Below are 20959 nucleotides of genomic sequence, written 5' to 3'. Positions count from 1 at the left end.
CGTGATGAGCTGACGCTCACCGGCACTGAGGTTGCCGTCGTTCTCCTCGTCGATGACGGTGTCGTAGCCGTCGGGCAGGGCCCGCACGAAACGGTCGACGTAACTCATCCGGGCCGCCGACATGATCTGGTTCTCGGTGGCGTACGGATTGCCGTAGGCGATGTTCTCGCGGATGGTGCCGCCGAACAGCCAGGTGTCCTGCAGGACGATGCCGATGCGCGAGCGCAGCTCGTCGCGGGACATCGAGCGGATGTCCACGCCGTCGACGAGGATCCGTCCCGCGTCGACCTCGTAGAACCGCAGGATCAGGTTGATGAGGGTGGTCTTGCCGGCGCCCGTCGGGCCGACGATCGCGATCATCTGGCCCGGCTCGGCCCGCAACGACAGGTTCTCGATGAGCGGCCGGTCGGGGGTGTACGAGAACGCGACGTTCTCGAACTCGACGAGGCCGTGCCGGCTCCACGGCATCGTCGGCGCCGCGACCTCCGGTTCCTCCTCCGGTTCGTCGAGCACGGCGAATACCCGCTCGGCCGACGCGGACGCCGACTGCAGCAGGTTGACCATCGCGCCGATCTGCGCGAGCGGCTGCACGAGCTGCCGCGAGTACTGGATCATCGCCTGGATCTCACCGAGCGTCGCGGTGCCCGACGCGATCCGCAGACCACCGAGCACCGCGATGACGACGTAACCGATGTTGCCGAGGAAGGTCACGAACGGCATCACCAGACCGGACACGAACTGCGCCCGATAGGAGGCCTGGTACAGCGATTCGTTGGTGTCGGTGAAGCGCCGCTGCACTTCTTCCGTCCGGCCGTAGGCGGTGATGAGCTCGTGTCCGGTGAAGGCTTCCTCGATCTGACCGTTGAGCTTGCCGGTCGTCTCCCACTGCGCTGCGAAGTGCTTGCGCGAGCGCCTCGCGATGATCACCGTCGCCACCACCGACGCCGGGACGGTCAGGATCGCGACCACCGCCAGCATCGGCGAGATGTACAGCATCATCACCACGAGCCCGAACAGGGTCAGGACCGCGAGGACGAGCTGGGAGATGGACTCCTGCATGCCCGCCGAGACGTTGTCGATGTCGTTGGTGACACGGCTGAGCAGGTCGCCGCGCGAATGCGTGTCGAAATAGCGCAGCGGAAGCCGGTGGATCTTGCGTTCGACCCGCGACCGCATGTCGCGCACGACACGCTGCACGATCTCGTTGAGGCCGTAGGCGGCGACCCAGATCAGGCCGGACGAGAGCAGGTACAGCGCGAGCACGATGACGAGGATCCGGCCGAGGGCCGGGAAGTCGATGCCGAGCCCGGGCACCACATCCATACCCGAGACCATGTCGGCGAACTGGTCGCGTCCTTCGGCGCGCAGACCGGCGACGGCCTCCTCCTTGGACCGGCCGGCGGGCAGTTGCATGCCCACCACCCCGTCGAAGATGACGTCGGTGCCGCGGCCGAGGACGAAGGGCGCCACCGACATGCTCACGACCCCGAGAAAGGCGGAGAACAGGACCGAGTAGACGGCGTAACGCTGCGGGTGGAGCAGACCGAGCACCCGGCTGACGGTGCGCACACGCGACGGCGCCGCGGCTTCCGGAGTCGTCATACCGTGGCCATCCTCTGCGACTCGACGATCTCCGAATACGTCCGGCACCGGCCGAGCAGCCCCAGATGCGTCCCGGAATCGACCATGACGCCGTTGTCGAGGACGACGATGCGATCGGCGTCCTGCACCGTGGAGACCCGCTGCGCGACGATGAGCACGCATGCATCGCGCGTCTCGGGCTCGAGCGCCGCCCGCAACCGGGCGTCGGTCGCCGGGTCGAGTGCGGAGAAGGCGTCGTCGAACAGGTAGACGGAGGGCCGGCGAACGAGGGCCCGGGCGATCGCGAGTCGCTGGCGTTGCCCGCCGGAGACGGTCGTGCCGCCCTGGGCCAGGACCGTGTTCAGCCCGTCCTCGCTCTTGTGGACGAAGTCCGCCGCTTGCGCGACCTCGAGGGCGTGCCACAGTTCGTCGTCGGTGGCGTCGGCGCGCCCGTACCGGAGGTTGTCGGCAATGGTCCCGGAGAACAGGTACGCCTTCTGTGGCACCACGGCGATGCGTGAGCGCAGCACGGTGGTGTCGAGCGCCCGGACATCGACACCCGCGACGAGCACCTGCCCGGCGGTGACGTCGATCAGGCGCGGCACGAGCCGCATCAGGGTGCTCTTGCCCGAGCCGGTGCCGCCGATGATCGCGGTCGTGGAACCGGGATCGGCGCGGAACGACACCCCGCTCAGCACGGGGGCGTCGGCGCCCGGATAGGAGAAACCCGCGCCTCGCAGTTCGAGGGTGACGCGGGGCGGGAGTGCACGGACAGGTTCTGCGGGCGAGGTGACCGTCGGTTCCGTGTCGAGGACGTCGAGGATGCGTTCGGCGCAGACCGTGGCGCGCGGCGCCATGATTGCGACGAACGACGTCATGAGCACGGCCATGAGAATCTGGGCGATGTAGGTGATCATCGCGGTGATGGAGCCGACCTGCATCGCACCGGCGTCGATACGGTGAGCGCCGACCCACAGCACGGCCACGGTGCTCACGTTCGAGATCAGCAGCACCGCCGGGTACAGCACGGAGTTCACTCGTCCGACGCGCAGGGCGGTCGCGGTGAGGTCGTCGTTGGCGCCGTCGAAGCGGGCCTTCTCGGTCTCGTCGCGCACGAACGCCCGGATCACTCGGATGCCGGTGATCTGCTCACGCAGCACCCGGTTCACCGAGTCGATGCGTTTCTGCATCACCCGGAAGCCGGGAAGCATGAGGGCGATGAGCGTGATCATCGTGAAGATCAGCACCGGCACGGCGACGACCAGCACCAGCGAGGTGCCGGGATCCTGACGGATCGCCATGATCACGCCGCCGATCCCCATGATCGGGGAGGTCACCACGATGGTGCAGGTCATGAGCACGAGCATCTGGACCTGTTGCACGTCGTTGGTGTTGCGGGTGATCAGCGACGGGGCACCGAACGTCCCGAACTCGCGCGCCGAGAACTGCCCGACGCTGCGGACCAGCGCGAGTCGCACGTCGCGGCCGAAGCCCATCGCGGCACGCGCCGCGAAGTAGACGGCACCGATCGCGGCCCCGATCTCGACGGCGCCGATGCCGAGCATCACCAGACCGGTGCGCACGATGTAATCGATGTCCCCGGTCGCCACGCCGTTGTCGATGATGTCGGCGTTGAGACTCGGGAGCAGCAACATGCCCCCGGTGGCGATCAGCTGCAGGAGTACGACCCCCGCGAGGGCACCCCGGTAGGGCGCCATGAAGCGGCGCAACAGCCGTAGCAACATGGGCATCACGCTACCCGCGCCTTCCTGCGACGATCTCCACGGACGGACGGGCGGCCACGCACCGCTGCGGGTACGCGGCCGCCCGGTGGTTCGTCACAGTCGTGCGGATTCCGGGGTGGACTCGGTGGCGGCGAGCTCGCGAGTGAGCTTCTCACCTTCGACGTCGACGTTCGGAAGGATCTTGTCGAGCCACTTCGGCAGCCACCACGCCTTGTCGCCGAGCAGCGCCATCACCGACGGGATGATGACCATGCGGACGATGAAGGCGTCGAAGAAGACCGCCGCCGCGAGCGCGAACCCGATCGACTTGATCAGCGAGTCCGGCTCCGCGATGAACGCCGCGAACACCGAGATCATGATGATCGCCGCTGCGCTCACCACGCGGGCGCCGTGGGCGAAGCCGCTGCGGACCGCGTCCAGCGCGCTCGCGCCGTGCACGTAGTCCTCGCGCATCCGCGTCACCAGGAACACCTGGTAGTCCATCGCGAGACCGAAGACGACACCGATGAGGATGATCGGCATGAAGCTCACGATGGGCTGCGGATTGGAGATCAGACCGCCCCAGCCCTCCTGGAACACCGCGACGGTGGCGCCGAAGGTCGCCAGAACGCTGAGCAGGAAGCCCAGGGTGGCGGTGAGCGGAACCAGGATCGAGCGGAACACCAGCATCAACAGGATGAAGGCGAGGCCGACGACCACGGCGAGGTACGGGGCGAGAGCGCTCTGGAGGCTGTCGGAGACGTCGCCCTCGAGCGCGGTCTGACCGGTCACGCCGTAGGACAGGCCGAATTCCTCGTGCAGCTCGGCCTCGCCGTCGCGGATGCTCTGGACGAGGTCCATCGTCGTGGGGTCGGTCGGGCCGCTGCGCGGGGTGACGAGGATCTGGGCGGTGTCGCCCGCCTCGTTCACCGCGACGATCTGGGCGTTGGCGACCTCGTCGTGTTCGTAGAGGGCACCGACGACGGCACCGAACGCGGCCGGGGGCTCCACTTCGGCACCCTGGGTGTCGACGACGACGACCAGCGGGCCGTTGCGCCCGGGGCCGAATCCGTCGTCGATCAGGTCGTAGGCCTTGCGGGCGCTGGTGGCGGGATCCGCGGTGGCCTCCGACGGCAGCGCGAGATTCAGTCCGGTGGCGGGCAGGGCGAGCGCACCGAGGAGGACCACACCGGCGACCAGCGGGATCGCGGGGCGGCGGGTGATCAGGCCGACGAACTTGGCGCCCGCCTTGGGGGTGTCCTCGTCGGACTCACGCTTGTTCAGGAACGGGACGCGACCCGCGAAGACCTTCTCGCCGAACAGTCCGAGCACGGCGGGCAGCAACGACACGGCGATCAGCACGGCCATGAGCACCGTGAACGCGGCGGCATAACCCATGACCGACAGGAACGGGATGCCGACGACGCTCAGTGCCATGAGGGCGATGATCACCGTCAGGCCGGCGAAGACGACTGCGGAACCGGCGGTGCCCACGGCGCGTCCGGCGGCCTCGCCACGATCGGAGGTGATGGTGAGTTCGTGCCGGAAACGCGAGACGATGAACAGCGAGTAGTCGATGGCCACAGCGAGGCCGATCATCACCGCGAGCGTCGGGGTCATCGAGCTGAGATCGGCGAAGCCGGTGGCGATGGTGATGCCGAGGCTGCCGATGCCGACGCCGACGAGCGCGGTGATCAGCGGGAGTCCGGCGGCGACGAGCGAGCCGAAGGTGAGGGTGAGCACGATCGCGGCGATGCCGATGCCGATGAGTTCGGCGGTGCCGCCGGGCATGCCCATCTCGGCGGCGGCCGTGCCGCTGACCTCCACGGTCAGACCGGCGTCACGGCCGATCTCGGCAGCATCGAAGATCTGGTCGCGCAGCGCCTGGTCGACGTCGGTGATCTCGCCCTCGAACGGGACGGTGACGAAGCCGACGGTGCGGTCGGCGCTCAGCGGCGACAGGGCCTGGGCGTCGGACAGCGCAGCCTCTTCGGGGGTGCCCTTCTGCGCGGCGACGGCCTTCATCTGCTCGACGAGACCGGCGTCGGCGAGGACCGGGCCGACCAGGGCGCCGGCCTGCTCCTCCGGAGTTGCGGTGGCGGGGTCGACCTTCGCGGCCGGCGAGACCCGGTCGATGCCGCGGATCGCGGCGAGGACCTCGTCGACGGCGGCCAGATTGCCGGGCTCGTCGAGCGTCTGCCCGTCGGGTGCCGCGAACACGTAGCGCGCGCTGAGCCCGTTCATGGGGTCCTCGGCCGAGGGGAACCGCTCGGCCATGAGGTCCTGGGTCTTCTGCGCGGGGGTGCCCGGAAGCGTGAACGCGTCCGTGGTGGGCCCGGACAGAGTTGCCGCACCGACCCCGAAGAGGACGAGCAGCGCGATCCAGAAGGACAGCACTGCGCCCTTCCGTCTGTGGGCGAACTTGCCCAGCCGGTACAGGTAGGTCGCCACGGGGCACCCTTTCTATGTCGGAAGATCCTGGTGGAGGGCCGGATGGTGGGGCGGATTCCGCGGTCGGGCGGAGTGGGAGTCAGGGAAGAGCACCGCTACGGAAAACCACGTCGGAGCCGGTCGAACGCCTCGCGGATGAGTTCTTCGACCGACCGGTCCGCCGTCCCGGCCGCATGCGTCTCCATGGCTGCCCGCACAGCACCCATGGCGGCGTAGTTCAGCAGCGACGGATACAGGTCCGAGGCGGGGTCGGTGCCGGTGCGCTCGGCGATGATCTCGACGAGCAACTGCGACGAGCGGCGCTCGACCTCGATCTGCCGGGACAGCAGCACGTTGCTCTCCTCGAGCAGGGTGATGCATGCGACGATCTCGTCGAACGGCCAGGCAGGGTTCTGCACGACGTCCAGGGCCACCGTCAGCAACGAGTCCATGATGTCCTCGTCGGCGGGACGATCGCGCAGCAGATCGATCCACTCCTCGACCCTGGTCTCGAGGTACGCGAGGACGGCGTCTTCCTTGCTCGCGAAGTAGTTGTGGAAGGTGCGGGTCGAGACACCCGCGCGCGCTGCGATCGCGTCGGCCGTCACGGCGGACAGACCGTGCTCACGGGCGAGTTCGGCCGCGGCGGTCGCGAGAGCCGCACGAGTGGCTGCCTTCTTGCGGTCGCGCAGGCCGGGAGTGATGGTCACTCCATCCACGGTACCGATTTTGCAGAGCTCTGTAAGTTTGCAGAGTCGTGCAAAGTTATGACATCGCCCACAGGCGATTCCGCTCTATTGCGGGCTTCACACCCGGCGACGCTCCCAGGCGCCCGGATCCTTCGTGAGATCTTCCACGAACCCGGGGAGGCCGCCCGTGACGACGTCCGCGAGCGATACCTCTTCGAGCACGGCGCGCAGGTTCACACGCACCGCGATCCACACGTCCTGCAACCGCTCGGCCGCCCCGCTGTAGACGACATCCTCGGGCCGCTCGCCGCGCACCGACGCGAGCGGTCCCTCGACCGTGCGGATGATGTCGGCGATGGAGATCTCGGTCGCGGGTCGCGCGAGCGAATAACCACCCTCGGGTCCCCGCCTGCTGTTCACCAGCCCGCCCCGCCGCAGGTCGGCGAGCACCGCCTCGAGGAACTTGTGCGGGATGTTCTGCGCCGTCGCGAGGGTCTCCGCCTTCGTCAGGCGACCGTCCTCGATCGCCGCGAGTTCGAGGAGGGTCCGCACGGCGTAGTCGACCCTCGCGGTGATGTGCATGCCATGCCTCTCGCGCTGCCTGATGTCCTCGGCGTGCCCGTCTCGACGGGGACGGTCAATTCCTACCAGCAATACCGAACCGCCCGGCATCGCGCGGGTGCGAGTCGCCGTTCCACACCTCTGGTGATCCATGCCACAGCGGAGGTAATGTGGACGGTTGTTCACAGCTATCGGAGGTCGTTGCGATGTGGGAAACCTTGCAGGAATCGTGGGGGTCGTTGCTCGACCCTCTCCACGATCCGGTGACTCTGGCGATTCCCGCCTTCCTCACCTTCCTGATCCTCGAGTGGGTCGCCGCGCGCACCCTCGAACACGTCGACCCCGGACCCGACGGACGCACCCGCCCCCCGCGCGGCGGCTACGAGAAGCGGGACGCCCGCGCGAGCATCTCGATGGGCCTCGTCTCCGTCGCCACGAGTGCCGCATGGAAGGTCCTGGCGCTCGTCGGATATGCGGCATTGTGGGTCTACGTCGCACCCTGGCACCTGCCGGCCGACGCCTGGTACACGTGGGTGATCCTGCTCGTGGGCATCGATGTCCTCTGGTACTGGTACCACCGGATGGCCCATCGCGTCCGCCTGGTCTGGGCGACCCATCAGGCACACCACTCGAGCGAGTACTTCAACTACGCGACGGCCCTGCGCCAGAAGTGGAACAACAGCGGCGAGATCATCATGTGGCTGCCGTTGCCCCTGATCGGCATCCCGCCGTGGATGGTCTTCGTCGGCTTCTCCGTCAGCCTCGTCTACCAGTTCTTCGTGCACACCGAGCGAGTCGGCAGGCTCCCCCGCCCGATCGAGTTCGTGTTCAACACGCCCTCGCACCACCGGGTCCACCACGGTTCCGACCCCGACTACCTCGACCGCAACTACGCCGGCATCCTCATCGTCTGGGACCGGATGTTCGGCACCTTCAAGGCCGAGGAACACCGCCCGACCTACGGGCTCACCAAGCCCGTCGGCACGTACAACATCTGGGACCTGCAGACCCACGAGTACCGGGCGATCGCCCGCGACTGGCGTACGGCCGGGAAGTTCCGCGACAAGCTCGGCTACGTCTTCGGCCCGCCCGGCTGGGCGCCGCGGCCGACGCACGTGGAGGAGACCGAGACCGTCAGTTCTGCTCGAGCGTGACGAGGAAGTCGACGCTGCCCGCGTCGTCGACCGTCACGAATCCGAGGTTCGGCGGTTCGACGCCGTAGTCCGACCAGGTCGCCGGGATGCTTCCCGACGCCACGAGGCGCTCGCCCGTACGCAGGACGTCGACGTCGACGGTCACGGGCCGTTCCGCACCACGCAGGGTGAGCGTGCCGGTCACGGTCACGGACCCGATGCTGCCGTCGCCGGGCACGGACGAGAGATCCACAGGCTCGGTGAGCGTGAACGTCGCCGTCGGATGGGTGGCGGTATCCATCACCCGCGTGCGGAACTGGCCGTCGCGCTGACCGCTGTCGGTGGTGATGCCGTCCACCTGCACGACGACCTCCGCGGCGTCGAGGGTGCCGTCGGTGACTGTCGCCGACCCGGAGACCTGATCGGTGCTGCCCACCACGGTGACGTCGGCGCCGCGCAGGATCTCGTGCACGGTGTACCCCGCGGCGGTGCGGTTGGGTTCGGTTCCCGCGACGACGGTCCACTCACCGTCGAGCCCGCCGGTCGCGGCCTCGGCGCCCTCGGTCGAGACGGAAGCCGCGGGTGCGTCGTCCTCGGCGATGAAAGTCCCGTATACCCATGGCGCGACGAAGAAGCCGAGGACCGCCACGACCACGACGGCGACGAGGGCCCACACCAGTTTCCGCATCCTGCAAATTTAAACGATGTCGGGTTCCGTGTGAGGGGCTACGTCACGGCGCGGACGCAACGTGAACCACGCGACTCCGGCAGAGACGATCATGAGGACCACCCCGATCCCGGAAGTGATCGTGACTCCGCTGTCGAACGCCGATCCTGCTGCGGCGAGCAGCGCGTCGGCCCGGTCGGCCGGCAGCGTCTCGGCCACGGCGTGGGCGCCGCCGAGCGTCTCCCGGGCGGCTTCCGCCTGCTCCGCGCTCAACCCGGCAGGAAGCAGGAGGTGCGCGGTGTAGGACGCGGAGAGCACCGAACCGAGGATCGCCGTACCGAGCACGGCACCCATCTCGTAGGCCGTCTCCGACACCGCCGACGCGGCACCGGCCTTGGCGGGTGGAACGCTCGACACGATGAGGTCGTTCGACAGCGTCTCCGCCGCACCGATACCCGCGCCGAGGACCGCGAACGCGACGATGATCGGTGTGAGCGCCGACGGTGAGGCGAGCAGGAAGACCAGTGCGTAGCCGATCGCCGAGAGCAGCAGCGCCGAGACGATGATCGACGACGGCCGCACCCACCGCACGATCGCAACCACCGACATCCCGGCGACGACCATCACGGCCAGTCCCGGAACCAGACTCAGGCCGGCCTGCATGGGGCTCTGCCCGATCACCAGTTGCAGATGCTGGGACACGAAGAACAGGAAGCCGACGAGGGAGACGACGGACAGAAGGTTCACCGCGACGGCACCGGAGAAGGTGGGAACACGGAACAGGCGGACGTCGAGCATGGGGTTCGGGCGCCGCAACTGCCGGCGCACGAACGCGACGAGCGCCACCACACCGACCACGGCCGCAACGACGGCGACGGCACCGAGGCCACTGTCGGCGACCTTCTTGATGGCGAAGACGATCGGCGCGAGGGCCAGTAGCGACAGTGCGATGCTCACGACGTCGATGCGGCCCGGGTTCGGATCCTTCGACTCGGGGACGAAGATCGGCGCGAGCACCAGCAGCGGGATCAGCACCGGCACGGCCAGCAGGAAGACCGAACCCCACCAGGCATGTTCGAGCAGGAATCCGCCCACGATCGGCCCGAGCGCAGCTCCCGCCGCGAAGCACGAGGCCCAGACCGCGATGGCGAGGCGACGCTGGGCGGCGTCGAGGAAGATGTTGCGCAGCAACGACAATGTGGACGGCATGAGCATGGCCCCGAAGAAGCCGAGCACACCGCGTGCCGTCACGAGCAGTTCCGCGGAGGGCGCATAGGCCGCCGCGACCGAGACGGCGGCGAATCCGGTCGCGCCGACGAGCAACAGCCGGCGTCGCCCGATGCGGTCGCCGAGACTGCCCATCGCCACCAGCAGACCTGCGAGCACCAGCGGGTAGATGTCGATGATCCACAGCTGTTGCGCGGCGGTGGGCTGCAACGCAGAGGAGATCCCGGGCAGCGCGAAGGCCAGGACGGTGTTGTCGACCGACACGAGCAGCACCGGAAGCATCAGTACCGCGAGGGCGACCCAGTCCCGGGCAGCCGCCTTCGTCACGGTGGGTTCCGAAACAGGCACAGATGTCGCCACGATTATCGAACTTTCGCGAGGGGGATTCGAACCCCCGTTACTGTACCAGCTGGACGGTACAGTAACGACGTCGTACGATCGGGCCGTGCCACCCGCCCCCGCCGCCCGCGCCAAACTCCTCGACGCTTTCGTGACGATCCTGCTCGAGCAAGGCGAGCGCGCCGCGACCCTCGAGGCCGTCGCCGCCAACGCCGGTGTCTCGAAAGGTGGTCTGCTCTACCACTTCCCGTCGAAGGATGCCCTGGTCGAGGGTCTCGCCGAGCACCTCGAAGCGCTTGCGGCAGAAGATGTGGAGGTGATGAATGCGGCCCCGGAAGGACCCGCGGCGTACTACATCCGCACCTCGGTCTACGCCGACACTCCGCTCGACCGGGCCATCGTCGCCCTGACCCGCCTGAGCCAGACCGCGAACCCGCGCGCCCAGCAGGCGCTGCGCCGCATCCACCAGGGCTGGTTCGAGGCCCTGTCCGCGGAGGTCAGCGATCCCGCAGCAGCGCGAGCGGTGATGCTCATCGGAGACGGGCTCTACTACGGGGCCGCGATGTCGGGCGAGACGAGCGAGACGCCGCCCGAGGACGTCGACGAACTCCTCGACGTCGTGCGGAAGCTGATCGGCCCGAACGACTGACTTCGGGGAGGTCGTGTGCGTCCGTTCGCGAAAGTACGCACACAACCTCCCTTCGGTCACCCTCATCCGAGCCGATGCAGTTCGACGTCGCGCAGCGTGCCGCCCTCGATGGTCGCGGTCATGTACGTGCAGTGCGGCTGACGACGCCGGTCGGTGGGTGAACCCGGATTGAGCAGGCGCAATCCACTCGGTGCCGTCGTGTCCCAGGGAATGTGCGAATGACCGAAGACGAGAACGTCGGTGTCGGGATAGGCGGCAGCCATCCGCTTGTCGCGGCCCGTCGACGCCCCGGTCTCGTGCACCACCGCCACCCGCACACCGTCGAGGGTCACGCGTGCGACCTCCGGCAACCGTTCCCGCAGGATCGGACCGTCGTTGTTGCCCCAGCACGCAACCAGCAGCTGCGACCGTTCCTCCAGAGCATCGAGCAACGACACGTCCATCCAGTCGCCCGCGTGGATCACCACGTCTGCACGATCCACTTCGTCCCACACCTGCGACGGCAGGTCGCGGGCGCGCGTCGGCACATGGGTGTCGGCAAGCAGCAACAGGAGCATGGCCCTCAGTCTGCCGCGGGTTCGCTGTGTGCCGCAGACACTCACGGGTAACCACGACGCATGATCACTCCAGCTCACGACAGACTCGCCATCGTCACCGGCGCCGACTCGGGCATGGGCAAGGCGACCGCCGAACTGCTCGCCGCCGAGGGTTTCGACGTCGGCATCACCTTCCACACCGACGAGGCCGGGGCGGAGGACACCCGTGTCGCGGTCGAGCAGCGCGGACAACGATGCTTCGTGGCCCGGCAGGACCTGACCAGCCCGGACACCGCCGACGTGATCGACGAACTCGCCGGCGAACTCGGCGGTCTCGGAGTGCTCGTCAACAACGCCGGCACCGGGCACCGCGACGAAGTACTCGACCTGTCCTTCGACCGGTGGCGGGAGATGCTCGCCACCGACCTCGACGGCCCGTTCCTGTGTGCGCAGCGCGCCGCGCGGCACATGATCGACTCCGGTAAAGGCGGCCGGATCGTCAACATCACGAGCGTCCACGAGCACATCCCCCGCTTCGGCGCGTCCGCCTACTGCACGGCGAAGGCCGGACTCGGCATGCTCACGCAATGTCTGGCGCTGGAATGGGCCCGGTACGGCATCACGGTCAACTCGGTGGCTCCAGGTGAGATCTCCACGCCCATGACCGGCATGGACGAATCCGAGGCCTTCCACGAGGAGCGCCCGGGCAACCCTACCGGGCGACCCGGGCACGTCCACGAGGTCGCGTCCGTCGTCGCGTTCCTTGCGTCCCCTCGCTCGTCGTACCTGACGGGCCGCTCCCTTCCCGTCGACGGCGGCCTCATGCTGATGGCCGCACACGGACACGACATGAACGACGGGAGTTGGCGCGAACTCTGACGACGACCGGTCACCCCTCCGCCGGCTTCCACAGGCGGGCGGTGGTCGACTCGGAGTTGGGGGAACTGGATGCGCACGACACCGCCTGCGGGACGATTCGGAGCGGGAACGGCGAGGGGTTACCGAGCGACCTATCGTCCCGAGGTGTTGGGCCCTGATCGGCGCGGGCGGCGCGTCGGACTTCATGCTCGTGAACGGTGCTGCTCTGGGATCGCCGACGACGACGAGCTTCGGCCACGGCGCCGCGGCGATCGGTTCGAAGGGGATGTCGGCATCCCAGCACGGCCTCTCCCGCATCGACGTCGACGCTGCACACAGCCGCTCCGGGGTGGCCTCGGCCGGTGGCATGCCGACGCTCTCCGTGGTGAGACGCAGATAGTCCTCCGCAGTGAGCTCGGGCGGGAGCGCCGCCTGTGACCCGCGAGCGCGGGCGAGGTTCTCGGCGGCCACCGGTTCGCTCTCCGCAACCTTCAGGCACCCGGGCTGGATCAGGCACAGCGAACGCACCAGGTCCGGCCGTTCCGCCGCCGCGAGCATCGCTGCGACCGCACCGTACGAATACCCGACGAGGTGGGCGCCGTCGCCGAGCAGTTCGACGATGTCGGCGGCGTCCACCTCGCAGTCGGTGCGACAGGCCCCGTCGAGATCCGGCGAATCGCCATGCCCGCGTCGGTCCATCAGGATCAGCCGACGTGACGCGCCCCAGGGCCGCTGCCGACCGAAACCCTAGGTCTCGTCGTCTCCTCAGGCCGGCACCCCGTGCACGAGAACGGCCGGTGGGACGTCGGATCCGGCGCGTCCGACCATCGTCGAGCAGACGCGCTCCACTATTCCCCCTCCCGATTGCGAGCATGCAGGCGCGAACCTATGGGAAGGCCCGTGCGAATGCAGCCGGTTGCATCAGCGCAGGTGGCGCACGAAGAACCTGGACGCGTCCTCGACTGCGAACGGTGGGACGCCGGTATGCCCGCCCATATTGGCCTGCAGTGTCTTCTCCTTCGAGCCGATGGCATCGAACAGGTCCAGGGCCGCCCGGCGGTCGTTCGATTCGTCGTCCCACTGCAGCAGCATGTGCACCGGAACGGTGAGTTCGCGAGCCTCGTCGAACATCACGCGAGGAACGAAGCTCCCCGCGTACAGACCTGCGGCCACGATGCGAGGCTCGACCACTGCCAACCGGATACCGATGGAGATCACTCCCCCCGAACATCCGACGGGGCCGCCGACCTCGGGCAGCATGAGCAGGTCGTCCAGGAGTGCTTGCCATTCCGGCACTGCTCTGTCGACCAACGGGAGGACGAGTGCGTCGACGATCGCGGCGCTCACCGGCTCGCCCGTCTCTATCGCACGATGCAGGTCGGTACGCGCCTGCTCGACGGCGGGCCACCGGGGGCGGGTGCCGCTTCCGGGGAGTTCGAGGACGGCGGTCGCGAAGCCCTCGGCTGCGGCCTGCTCGGCCCGGGCCACCAGGCGGGGATACATCCTGCGCAGTCCCAGAGGAGGGTGGCCGAGCAGGATCAACGGCACCGGGGCAGACGCCGATGCGGAAGCGGGCGTCCACATGAGTCCCGGAATGTCGTCGAGGACGAATTCACGTTCGACGATGCGGCCGTCGTCGAGAGGCCGCTCGGATTCGAAATGCATGGTCGTGCCTTTCGGGGAGTGCTCTGGTGGCGCTCCCGGACGACCTATCGTCCGACCGTGACGCCGAGTCGGAGCACCCACGTCGATACTGCGTTCACGGGTACCACCTCCTCGTTCACTCGCACGGCTTCCCTGAAGGTAGCAGTAGCCGGCGCGAGCGCCAACGGATTTTCCTCGACCTCGGAGCCGGACATCGCCGAGCGTGCCGGGCAGTCACTCCCATCGGCGCTCCGGACATGAGAAAAGCCCCTCACCTGCCTGAACAGGTGAGGGGCTTTCTGGCGGTGGCGGTGGGATTTGAACCCACGGACGGGGGTTACCCGTCACACGCTTTCGAGGCGTGCTCCTTAGGCCGCTCGGACACGCCACCGCTAGAAGACTTTACCGGATCGAGCGCCTCAGCCGAAATCCCCTGGTCACAGCTCCGATGCCGGACCACGATGGTCGCGGAAGAACTCCTCGAGCACCGCAGCGCACTCGGCTTCGAGCACACCACCGCGCACTTCCGGGCGATGCGTGAGCCGCCGGTCGCGCACCACGTCCCACAACGATCCGACGGCTCCCGTCTTCGGTTCCCACGCCCCGAAGACCACCCGCGACACCCGGGAGAGCACCAACGCGCCCGCGCACATCGTGCAGGGCTCGAGAGTCACGGCGAGGGTCGCGCCCTCGAGACGCCATCCGTCGCCGTAGACCTGTGCTGCCGCGCGCAGGGCGAGCACCTCGGCGTGCGCGGTGGGGTCTCCGGTGGCCTCGCGGGAATTCGCGGCTCTCGCGATCTCGGTGCCGTCCGGCCCGAACACCACCGCGCCCACCGGCACATCACCGGCGGGCGCGGCAGCGGCGACCTCCAGCGCGACCCGGATCAATGCCTCGTCGTCGCGCAGACCCATCTAACGGAGCTTGTCCAGGGTGTTACCCAGGACGTCGTCGAAACCGAGTCGCTGCGCGATCTCGTCGAGCTGCTCATCGGGGTACAGGTCGGTCTCCGACAGGATCACCGAGAGCACAGGCTCGGGCAGACCCATGTCGGCCAGGATGCCGAGGTCGCCTTCCTCCCACGGTTCGATGTCGTCGAGTTCGTCGGGATCGATGTCGGGGATCTCGACGTTCAGCGCATCGAGGACGTCGGCAGCGATGTCGTAGTCGACAGCCATCGTCGCGTCGGACAGCAACAGTCTCGTTCCCGACGGTGCGGGACGCACGATGACGAAGAATTCGTCGTCCACGTTGATCAGACCGAACACCGCGCCGGAACTTCTCAGCTCCCTCAATTCGGTCACCGCAGCGTCGAGACTCGTCAGTGCAGCACCGGCCAACGCCCGGCACTTCCAACGACCCTCCTCACGCGTCACGGCAACGGCGAAACCGTCGAGGTCGTCGTTCGAATTCCCCGTAGGGTTCCCACTCGGGGTAACGGAAGGGCTCTTGTTCCCTACACGCTGTGCAGCCATGGGCGCAACGGTAGTCTGCCGCGTCCGGTGAATGAAGCCCAGCACGCGATATGCCAACCTGAGAAGGTGTCCTCAGCCGTGTCCTCCCCGCCCGTCTGTGTCCTCGGTCTCGGCCTGATCGGTGGTTCGCTGTTGCGCGCCGCCGCGGCGACGGGTCGACAGGCATGGGGCTACAACCGCTCCGCGCAGGTCGTCGATGCTGCTGTCGCCGACGGCTTCGACGCCTCCACCGACCTCACCGCCACGTTGCGTCGCGCAGCCCACGCCGACGCCCTGGTGGTGGTCGCGGTGCCGATGCCGGCGGTGGGCAGCATCCTCGAGGCGGTGGCCGAACACGCACCCGATGTCGCACTCACCGACGTGGTGAGCGTCAAGGCCGAAGTGGCCGCTGCCGTCGCCGCACACGGCCTGTCGCGACGTTTCGTGGGCGGACACCCCATGGCAGGAACGGCCGAGTCCGGATGGACCGCAGGCACCGCCGAACTGTTCCGCGACGCGGTGTGGGTGATCACCGTCGACGACGGCACCGATCCCGAGGTGTGGCGGCAGGTCGCCGACCTCGCGCTCGACTGCGGCTCCGTCGTCGTACCCGCCGAGTCCGGGGAACACGACGCGGCGGTCGCGCGGGTGTCCCATCTCCCCCATCTGCTCGCCGAAGCGCTGGCCCTGTCGGGCGCCGGTGGTGGTGATCTCGCGCTCGGTCTCGCCGCCGGCTCGTTCCGAGACGGCACGCGGGTTGCGGCGACGGCCCCGTCCCTGGTGGACGCGATGTGCGAGGGCAATGCCGAGGCCCTCCTCGTCGCGCTCGACGAAACCCTCGACGTGCTGACGACGGCCCGGGAGCAGCTCGCCGACCGCAGCACCTCCGCTCTCACCCGCGCCGGTCACGAGGCCCGGACCCGCTACGAACAGCGCCGCCGCGACCCCATCGTCGGCACGCAACCCGGCGACGACGGCTGGATCGCAGTATTCCGCGAGGCCGGACGTCGCGGTGGAGTGTGGACGCGATGAACCTCCGCGACACGGCATCGGCCCTGGCCACCGGCAAGACGACCGCCACCGACCACGTCCGCTCGGTCCTTGCAGAACTCGACGCTCTCACCGGCACCCCCTGGGAGAACGCCGTCGCCGCCCGCAACGACGAGGTTGCCCTCGAAGCCGCAGCCCTCGCCGACGAACAGATCGCCGCGGGGAACTGGATCGGTCCCCTGCACGGCGTCGCGGTCGCGGTGAAGGACAACATCGACGTCGCTGGATTCCCCACCCGCTGCGGCAGCGCGGTCCTCGCCGGCGCACCCCCGGCCGGGCGCGATGCCCGCATCATCGAGAAACTCCGTGAGGCCGGAGCGATCGTGGTGGCGAAGACCCATCTCCACGAGTTCGCCTACGGACCCACCGGATTGGTCAACGCAACCGGGGCGGCCGCGCATCCGCACGATCCGGATCTGATCAGTGGCGGTTCCTCGTCCGGATCCGCAGTGCTGGTCGCACGGGGCATCGTGCCCGTCGCGCTGGGAACCGACACGGGCTGCAGCGTGCGCACCCCGGCTGCGCTGTGCGGGATCGTGGGGTTCAAGCCGGGCTTCGGGGCGCTGCCCGAACAGGGCGTGTTCCCGCTGTCGACGACCTTCGACCACATCGGTCTGCTCACAACCGACGCCCTGGACTCGTCGCTCGCGTGGGGCGCCCTTCCCGGCATCGCGCACCTGCGCACCCCGGTCTCCGAACTGCGCATCGGACGGCTGCGTGGTGGCATCTGGGATCTGTCGCCCGTCTTCGACGACGCGGTCGAGACTGCGTGTCGCACCCTCACCGATCTGGGTGCCCGCGTCGTCGACGTGGAACTGCCCGAGACCGACGAGATGCTCGAGCTGTATCCCGTGGTCACCGGTTCGGAAGCGTACGAGACGCATCGCGCGTGGTTCGAGGCCGATCCCGGACGCTATCAACCCCCGACGGCCGCTCTGCTGGCCGCGCAGCGCGACCGGCCCGCCTACGACTACATCCGGGCGGCCCGAGCGGTGACGCGACTACGTCACGACGTCGTACATCGCCTCCGCAGCGTGGACAAGCTCGATGCGTTGATCACCGTCACGACCGGTGTGCGTTCGGCGCCGCTCACGAGCGATCCCGTCGAGTTGCGCGCGCCGCTGCTGCAGATGTGCATCCCGTTCAGCGTCCTCGGTGTTCCGGCCGTGTCGGTGCCGGCCCCGGATGGGGATTCGACGCCGGTCGGGCTCCAGATCGTCGGGCTTACCGGAGGTACCCGCGGGCACGGCAGCCACCCCGCCGAATCGGCCGCGTTCGCTGTGGCCATGGCGGTGGAGGCGTCGGGACAACCTTAGATCCGCGAAGCGAGACCCCGATATTCGAGGACGAAGCCGTCCTTGTCGACGGTCACCGACGACGACGATCGCGGCGACAACACGTGGATTCCGTCGGACGCGCTGCTGTAGACGACCGTGGCCTCCTCGATGCTGAGATCGATGAGATTGACGTAGACGACGGGCACCTCCACGTCGGCGGCTCCGGTCTGCAGGTCGTGCCGGCGGATCGGCAGGGCATTGAAGAACGGACTGAACACCACGTCCGCATCCAGTGCCCCACCGAAGGTGGACCGCTGATGGTTGATGCCGTTGTCGGACATCCAGATGCCCTCTTCGGACCTCGTGAGCGACATGTGGCGCTCACCTGCGGCGAGCGTGGTGCGTACCGACAATCTGCGGGTGACACCGTTCTCGTCCGTCACCAGGTCGTAGGACGCGCTGAATGCCGGATGATCGGTGCACTCCGCAGCCACGATGCGGCCGGATGCCTTGATGCGGCGGCCGGAGAGCTGTACTCGTACCGACTCCATCCGAGGTACATCGACCGCACGCCACGTGAGTAGCGCGGGCCAGGTAGACGCGGAACCGGTGGCGTCAGAGGCTGGGATGCTCACGGTCTATACGTTATGCGACGAACGGCACACCGTGGGCGGCGGTGTCGTGATTCGTCGGCCCCGACCGCGACAGGATTCCCACACCGCTACGCGGTGTCCGGCAATGCCTCGTGGCGGGATGCCTGCCGCAGATGGTGTGAGAACACCGACAATGCCGCAGCACCGACAGCGACGTTGAGCAGAGCTCCGAACTCCTGCACGGCAAACTCCAGGACATCGACGAAGAAGACCGTGATCAACGCGGCCGTGCGGAGCGCACGAACGGCCCATCTCTGCCGACGCCAGAGGGCCACCGAACCCACCACGCACAGCAGGACGGTGACGGCGGAGCCGACGAGCTGGATCACGGTCATCACGTCGTTCGTCCGCTCGGCGAGATCTTCCTGCAGCGTGGCCACCGCGTTGACGAGAATGCCGGCGGAGAACAGCGTGAGCAGAGCCGCCGCCACCCGCACGCTCCGGTCGCCCCGCAGACGATCCGGCAACCGGATCGACACCCACGAAAAACGCGACGGCACCTCCCGGCACCGAGTGAGAAGGAGGTCGATCTGCTCGACGACCTCGGTATCGACCCCACCCTCCCGAGCTCGTTCGAGCTGTACTCGCGCCTGGTCGCGATCGGTCGGTGTCAGACCGTGGGTGAGCCCGTCCGTCGCAGTGAGCGCCGCGTTGGCGAGATACTCGTCGGCCGAGGGGCCACGACGGAGATGCACCGCCCGATTGGCCACGAGCAACAACACGACGACCACATACATGATGGCCACCGACGGGCGGTAGAAGTAGTCGTTGGTCTTCGTGACGAACTTGCCGACCTCGTCCAGGAACAGACCGAAGCCGATACCGCCGAGCACCACCGCGATGCGATCGGGTGCCCGGCCGATGAAGGTCATCGAGACCATCAACGCGGCGATCATGAGCAGCCCACCCCACAGCACATGCGCGATGTGCAGGACCGACCCGCCGACCTGCGGATAGCCCGTCAGATGGAGGTACAGACGCGTGACGAGGACGGTCGCCACCGCGGTGATCAAGAGCGCTTCGACCTGCGCGGACGACGCGGTGTCCCGCAACAGCCGAGAACGGGAACGGGTCAGCACCGCTGTCATGGCTCGCGAGCTTATCCCGCCCGGGTTCTCCTCGGGTTTCTCCGCCGGATCCGGCGGCGCGGCGCCTGCGCGGAGCGGCTCCCCGATGTGCTGTGTGGCCTAGAGTCGCTCTATGCGCACAGTGTGGACAGTTCCTCCGAACATTGCCCAAACTCTGCTGGAATCTCCCGAGATCCAGATGTTCCTGACCAGCAACGAGTTGCCGGACACAGCGGACGATCCACGCCAGAGACTTGCGGAGTTCACCCACGCGCTCGGCGCATTGAGTCGTCACATCGGACGCACCTTCGGTTCCGTGGACGTAGCCAACCGCGAACTGTTCGGCGGGTCCGCCGGCAAGGTACCGGTAGCGCTGCGCCTGACCGTCCTGCGTGCCCTCGTGAACCACGTCGACGATCGCGCTCCCAGCCCGAAACTGCTTCCGAAGAACATCTGCGACCAGCTCGATGCCTACGTCTACGCCTTGCTCGACCCACGCGACCGCAGCATCTTCTACATCGGTGCCGGACGCGGAAACCGGATCTTCGCCCTGGTGTGGACCGCACTCGGGGAAACCTCGAAGCTCACCGAGTCCGGCGAGAAGGCACCGCTGGCCACACCGGAGACCGAGGCGGCTCTGCGGCGCATCCGAACCGTCTACGAGTCCGGCTACGCAGTGGAGCATTTCGTCGTCGCCGACGCCCTGAACCCCAAGACGGACGGCGACCACACCGCCGCCGTGACGGCCGAAGCGGTCATCGCGGCACTCGGACTGACCGAACCACACCGCGGCGAATGGGTGCTCACCAACCTGGCGGGCTCCACCGAGGAATCCGAAGCCGACCGCACCGCGATTCCGATCGCCGAACTCGTGCGGCAGTACTCGGCCTCGCCCGCTCCCGAACTGCCGACGCCGTGCGTGGTGCTCCGGGTCAACGAAGCGAAGAAGGCCTCCCCCGCGGCGGTGCGCGAACTCGCATCCAAGCCGTGGCCGGCGGGTTCGGCCGCTCGCGGAATCGACGGACTGCCGATCATCGTCGTTGCCGACAACATCGTCCGGGCGGTCTACCGCGCCACAGGCTGGGAGGCGGCCGCTCGCACCGAAGAGAACGGCGGCACGATCCTCTACCGGTTCGTCGGGGAAGCCGACGACGAGCTCGAGGGCAAGTTCGTCAATACTCGCGTCACGCCCGACCGGCTCGGCCTCAAGCGCTGGCCGTCGCACGGGTGGGCGCCTCGTCTGACGCGTGCTCTGCCCCGGCCGGTCGCGCGTCCGAAGGCATCGCGCTCCTGATACAGAGCTGCTCCCCGGCCCGAGCCGGGGAGCAGCGCCGTTTCTGTTTCTCGACAACCGTTGGGCCGGCATATCTTCGGCTACAGAAACACGAAAGGGGACCCACTGCTGTGGGTCCCCTTTCGG

General features: G+C 68.1%; 19 protein-coding genes, 1 tRNA gene and 1 pseudogene. 6 read left to right on the top strand and 15 right to left on the bottom strand.

From position 1 onward, the window contains the following. From R1101_RS25795 to R1101_RS0103985, 5 genes are all read right to left on the bottom strand, one after another. Positions 1-1602, bottom strand: a 1602-nt coding sequence (locus R1101_RS25795; protein ID WP_016932201.1) for an ABC transporter ATP-binding protein, incomplete at its 3' end; no start/stop codon positions are given. Next, positions 1599-3326 (bottom strand): ABC transporter ATP-binding protein, encoded by a 1728-nt coding sequence (locus tag R1101_RS0104000; RefSeq protein ID WP_016932200.1) that lies wholly within the window; start codon positions 3324-3326, stop codon positions 1599-1601. The genes R1101_RS25795 and R1101_RS0104000, both read right to left, overlap by 4 nt. A gap of 93 nt (positions 3327-3419) precedes the next feature. Beyond that, entirely contained in the window at positions 3420-5756 is a 2337-nt protein-coding gene (locus tag R1101_RS0103995) for an MMPL family transporter (protein ID WP_016932199.1), read from the bottom strand. A 95-nt stretch (positions 5757-5851) separates the two neighbouring features. Continuing rightward, positions 5852-6445, bottom strand: coding sequence for a TetR family transcriptional regulator (locus R1101_RS0103990; RefSeq protein ID WP_016932198.1), 594 nt, complete (start codon positions 6443-6445; stop codon positions 5852-5854). 96 nt (positions 6446-6541) lie between these two features. Continuing rightward, positions 6542-7006 carry an RrF2 family transcriptional regulator gene (locus tag R1101_RS0103985; protein ID WP_016932197.1) on the bottom strand — a complete coding sequence of 155 codons (465 nt, stop codon included), beginning with the start codon at positions 7004-7006 and terminating at the stop codon, positions 6542-6544. 185 nt (positions 7007-7191) lie between these two features. Here R1101_RS0103985 and R1101_RS0103980 point away from each other — a divergent pair, with 185 nt between their 5' ends. Then, a complete protein-coding gene (locus tag R1101_RS0103980) occupies positions 7192-8139 on the top strand; it encodes a sterol desaturase family protein (RefSeq protein WP_016932196.1) in 948 nt (315 codons plus the stop codon). Here the strand turns inward: R1101_RS0103980 and R1101_RS0103975 are convergent. Together R1101_RS0103975 and R1101_RS0103970 are read right to left on the bottom strand one after the other, a co-directional pair. Then, complete coding sequence (locus R1101_RS0103975) at positions 8120-8806, bottom strand: YceI family protein (RefSeq protein WP_016932195.1); 687 nt, start codon at positions 8804-8806, stop codon at positions 8120-8122. The genes R1101_RS0103980 and R1101_RS0103975 overlap by 20 nt on opposite strands. A gap of 9 nt (positions 8807-8815) precedes the next feature. Beyond that, the gene (locus tag R1101_RS0103970; protein WP_016932194.1) at positions 8816-10360 is read right to left on the bottom strand and encodes an MFS transporter; all 1545 of its coding nucleotides are present in this window, start codon (positions 10358-10360) and stop codon (positions 8816-8818) included. 97 nt (positions 10361-10457) lie between these two features. Between R1101_RS0103970 and R1101_RS0103965 the strand changes: the two genes are divergently transcribed. Further along, entirely contained in the window at positions 10458-11000 is a 543-nt protein-coding gene (locus tag R1101_RS0103965; RefSeq protein ID WP_016932193.1) for a TetR/AcrR family transcriptional regulator, read from the top strand. A 62-nt stretch (positions 11001-11062) separates the two neighbouring features. Here the strand turns inward: R1101_RS0103965 and R1101_RS0103960 are convergent, their stop codons facing one another. Then, a complete protein-coding gene (locus R1101_RS0103960) occupies positions 11063-11557 on the bottom strand; it encodes a metallophosphoesterase family protein (RefSeq protein WP_016932192.1) in 495 nt (164 codons plus the stop codon). Between the two features lie 60 nt (positions 11558-11617). On the opposite strand from R1101_RS0103960, the gene R1101_RS25790 reads away from it, so the two are divergent. Further along, positions 11618-12415, top strand: a complete 798-nt coding sequence (locus tag R1101_RS25790; RefSeq protein WP_016932191.1) for an SDR family oxidoreductase — start codon at positions 11618-11620, stop codon at positions 12413-12415. A gap of 468 nt (positions 12416-12883) precedes the next feature. Here R1101_RS25790 and R1101_RS30830 read toward each other — a convergent pair. From R1101_RS30830 to R1101_RS0103925, 5 genes and pseudogenes are all read right to left on the bottom strand, one after another. Next, positions 12884-13096 (bottom strand): annotated as a pseudogene (locus R1101_RS30830) (alpha/beta fold hydrolase); the annotation flags it as partial. A gap of 219 nt (positions 13097-13315) precedes the next feature. Next, positions 13316-14059 (bottom strand): hypothetical protein, encoded by a 744-nt coding sequence (locus R1101_RS0103940; protein ID WP_016932188.1) that lies wholly within the window; start codon positions 14057-14059, stop codon positions 13316-13318. A 279-nt stretch (positions 14060-14338) separates the two neighbouring features. Beyond that, a tRNA-Ser gene (locus R1101_RS0103935) sits at positions 14339-14429 on the bottom strand. A 46-nt stretch (positions 14430-14475) separates the two neighbouring features. Beyond that, positions 14476-14952, bottom strand: coding sequence for a nucleoside deaminase (locus R1101_RS0103930; RefSeq protein ID WP_016932187.1), 477 nt, complete (start codon positions 14950-14952; stop codon positions 14476-14478). Next, positions 14953-15513: a tRNA adenosine deaminase-associated protein gene (locus tag R1101_RS0103925; protein WP_026002850.1), complete on the bottom strand. Its 561-nt coding sequence runs from the start codon at positions 15511-15513 to the stop codon at positions 14953-14955. 48 nt (positions 15514-15561) lie between these two features. Between R1101_RS0103925 and R1101_RS0103920 the strand changes: the two genes are divergently transcribed. Together R1101_RS0103920 and R1101_RS0103915 are read left to right on the top strand one after the other, a co-directional pair. Then, the gene (locus R1101_RS0103920) at positions 15562-16524 is read left to right on the top strand and encodes a prephenate dehydrogenase (protein WP_026002849.1); all 963 of its coding nucleotides are present in this window, start codon (positions 15562-15564) and stop codon (positions 16522-16524) included. After that, positions 16512-17858, top strand: a complete 1347-nt coding sequence (locus R1101_RS0103915; protein WP_016932184.1) for an amidase — start codon at positions 16512-16514, stop codon at positions 17856-17858. Before R1101_RS0103920 ends, R1101_RS0103915 begins: the two co-directional genes overlap by 13 nt. Here R1101_RS0103915 and R1101_RS0103910 read toward each other — a convergent pair. Together R1101_RS0103910 and R1101_RS0103905 are read right to left on the bottom strand one after the other, a co-directional pair. Beyond that, a complete protein-coding gene (locus R1101_RS0103910; RefSeq protein ID WP_081494020.1) occupies positions 17855-18454 on the bottom strand; it encodes a putative glycolipid-binding domain-containing protein in 600 nt (199 codons plus the stop codon). The genes R1101_RS0103915 and R1101_RS0103910 overlap by 4 nt on opposite strands. A gap of 86 nt (positions 18455-18540) precedes the next feature. After that, the gene (locus tag R1101_RS0103905; protein ID WP_016932182.1) at positions 18541-19560 is read right to left on the bottom strand and encodes a hypothetical protein; all 1020 of its coding nucleotides are present in this window, start codon (positions 19558-19560) and stop codon (positions 18541-18543) included. 112 nt (positions 19561-19672) lie between these two features. On the opposite strand from R1101_RS0103905, the gene R1101_RS0103900 reads away from it, so the two are divergent. Continuing rightward, entirely contained in the window at positions 19673-20833 is a 1161-nt protein-coding gene (locus R1101_RS0103900; RefSeq protein WP_026002848.1) for a GIY-YIG nuclease family protein, read from the top strand. Positions 20834-20959 lie beyond the last annotated feature (126 nt).

The organism is Rhodococcus sp. R1101 (genome assembly GCF_000278445.1).
In the GTDB taxonomy this organism is placed as follows: Bacteria; Actinomycetota; Actinomycetes; order Mycobacteriales; family Mycobacteriaceae; genus Rhodococcus; species Rhodococcus gordoniae.
The sequence above is the reverse complement of the archived record's forward strand: the minus strand, read 5'-3'. Positions and strand labels throughout refer to the sequence as shown.

Coding starts and splice junctions, on each gene's coding strand:
- R1101_RS0104000 (WP_016932200.1), bottom strand. CDS start 3,326: ATGTTGCTACGGCTGTTGCGCCGCTTCATGGCGCCCTACCGGGGTGCC.
- R1101_RS0103985 (WP_016932197.1), bottom strand. CDS start 7,006: ATGCACATCACCGCGAGGGTCGACTACGCCGTGCGGACCCTCCTCGAA.
- R1101_RS0103980 (WP_016932196.1), top strand. CDS start 7,192: ATGTGGGAAACCTTGCAGGAATCGTGGGGGTCGTTGCTCGACCCTCTC.
- R1101_RS0103975 (WP_016932195.1), bottom strand. CDS start 8,806: ATGCGGAAACTGGTGTGGGCCCTCGTCGCCGTCGTGGTCGTGGCGGTC.
- R1101_RS0103960 (WP_016932192.1), bottom strand. CDS start 11,557: ATGCTCCTGTTGCTGCTTGCCGACACCCATGTGCCGACGCGCGCCCGC.
- R1101_RS25790 (WP_016932191.1), top strand. CDS start 11,618: ATGATCACTCCAGCTCACGACAGACTCGCCATCGTCACCGGCGCCGAC.
- R1101_RS0103940 (WP_016932188.1), bottom strand. CDS start 14,059: ATGCATTTCGAATCCGAGCGGCCTCTCGACGACGGCCGCATCGTCGAA.
- R1101_RS0103930 (WP_016932187.1), bottom strand. CDS start 14,952: ATGGGTCTGCGCGACGACGAGGCATTGATCCGGGTCGCGCTGGAGGTC.
- R1101_RS0103925 (WP_026002850.1), bottom strand. CDS start 15,513: ATGGCTGCACAGCGTGTAGGGAACAAGAGCCCTTCCGTTACCCCGAGT.
- R1101_RS0103905 (WP_016932182.1), bottom strand. CDS start 19,560: ATGACAGCGGTGCTGACCCGTTCCCGTTCTCGGCTGTTGCGGGACACC.
- R1101_RS0103900 (WP_026002848.1), top strand. CDS start 19,673: ATGCGCACAGTGTGGACAGTTCCTCCGAACATTGCCCAAACTCTGCTG.